The sequence below is a fragment of the Membranihabitans maritimus genome (assembly GCF_021729145.1).
Taxonomy (GTDB): Bacteria; Bacteroidota; Bacteroidia; order Chitinophagales; family Saprospiraceae; genus Membranihabitans; species Membranihabitans maritimus.
The window spans coordinates 1-2,199 of the sequence record NZ_JAJSLW010000047.1; the positions used below are offsets into that span (position 1 = coordinate 1).

The following is a 2,199-nucleotide window of genomic DNA, read 5'->3' on the forward strand; positions in this document are numbered from 1 at the left end:
CTGGGCGGTGGCTGGAGTACGGATGTGCCGTTTAAATGCGAAGATGCCTGTGAGGCGGTGACGGTGGAATATTTAGCGGTAGATTACTGGTGCAATTGGTCGAAAGGCTGGTTGGAAGTAGAAGTAGAAGATAAGTCAAAAGGGGAAGTAGCCCGGGAATTAGCAGACTTATCGATTACATGTGAATCGTATAGTGCGAATTACGAAGGCATAGTGTTAGCGGCCCTGGAGGCGGGCAATAGTACTAATGATCCGCAGGCCTTTGCTTCATTGGATAGTATCTGGGGTAGCTATATTCCTACGTGGTTGGATAACCGGGGACGAGCCGTAGACGCGGAAGGAAACCTTTTATCTGAAGAGGAATTAACCTTTGGTTATACCAATATATATTGCGGAGAGAAATCAGAGATTATTAAGATTGCGGATACGTTGCACGACGGGACGATAGACTGGATTCAGCGAGTGGAGAAGATTGCTACGCTGGAGGAAGAATCAGCAAAAGGATACCACGGTGTAATTGGAATATTATGCAGTGGAGAAGTAGAGCAGGATGTATGGGTAGACCTGGATGAATGTAACCAGGGCGTGATTACCAGAAGGTTCCGAATCAGGAGTTGCAGTGAAAAAAGCCCGGTATTGGAATTGGAGCAAAAGATCTACATAGAAAGTGCGTGTGGATTGCGAAAAAGTATGTTCCATGTTCCGGAGAGTCTGGAAAAAGCAGGCGTGTGTGTGGCGAATCTGGAATACGACGGAAAGGGGAATGTGGTATTGCCGGCAGAGACGGGTAAGTTGACACTGCGTGAGAATTTGGAGGGTGTATTGTGTAATGGTATTACAGTACGGTACGAAGATGAAGTGTATAAAATTGCGGAAGTAAGTGATCAGTATAAAGTGGAGCGGCACTGGACGGTAGCGGACTGGTGTACGCATGAAGAAATGACCTTTGTACAGGTGATAAAGGTCAACGAAGATCCTCAGTGTGCGCCTGTTGTAGATACTTCGAATCAGGTTGAAGTATATTCGATTGCCGGAGCGATCTATACGGAAGCAGAAGAGATGCTGTCGAATGTATCTGTAACGGCTAAGGTATCCGAAGGAAGTCCTGTGACGACCCGTACAATAAGCGGAAGTTACAGTTTCAATATGCAGGAGGGTACGGAAGTAGATATTGTACCGTATAAGAATGACGGGCATGGAGAAGGATTAAGTACACTGGATGTTGTAGAGATATGGCAACATATAACGGGGGAGCAGGAATTGGAAAGCTGGACGTCACAGACGGCAGCGGATGTGGATAACAACGGGACGATAGACTTTAGGGATGTAATGGAGCTACGTCAACTGGTATTGCAGCCAGGGTCTAAATTGGCTAATTCACCGAGCTGGCGATTTGTACACCGGGAGACAGGACGAGAACATTACCGGATAGAAGACTTGTCCAGGGATATGGAACTCGACTTTATGGGCGTAAAAATAGGAGATGTAAATACAGGGTCGGATCCAAGTCGCCGACAAGAACGAAGTGGTTTGGGAGTTGTGACATTGCAAACGGGAGACCGCTACCTGGAAGCAGGTGGAAACTACCGGATAGCAGTAACATCGTCGAACTTCAGCGAAATCACAGGAGGACAGGTAAGTCTGGAGTATCTAAGTCAGTGGCTGGATATTCGAACGATTGAATCGGGTGCATTGGAGATTGGAGAAAATGGTCAGGTACAATCCCGTCCCGGATTATTGCATATGAACTGGATAAACGGACAGCCTCAAACCGTAGGTAAGGGAGAAGTGTTGTTTACAATGGAAGTTGAAGCGAAAGCGGGTGGCTGGTTACGGGATATGATACATATCGACAACAAAAGTATTCGATCAGAGGCATACGGTGCTGACCGGATCTTAAAAAATATTGGGTTACAGTTTACGAATGCTTCATGGGGCTATGCATTGTACCAGAATACCCCGAATCCGTTTGAGGGAGAGACGACGATTGGATTCCAGCTACCGAAGAAAGACCAGGTTGTACTCAATATTTACGATGTGACGGGACGGTTGATCAAAGTAGTAGAAGGTGAATATGAAAGCGGCCACCATAAAGTACGCTTACGATTAGATGAATTATCAACCGGGGGGGTAATGTATTACCAGTTCCGATCGGGTGATTACACAGAAACCAAACAGATGATTTTGATCAGATAAGAT

The 2,199-nt window shown here is 46.2% G+C and carries 1 protein-coding gene; it reads left to right on the plus strand.

Features of this window, described 5'->3' with window-relative positions:
- Positions 1–2,196 (plus strand): T9SS type A sorting domain-containing protein (locus tag LVD47_RS23220; protein WP_236981098.1); only part of this gene is annotated, 2,196 nt, incomplete at its 5' end.
- Positions 2,197–2,199: the final 3 nt, after the last annotated feature.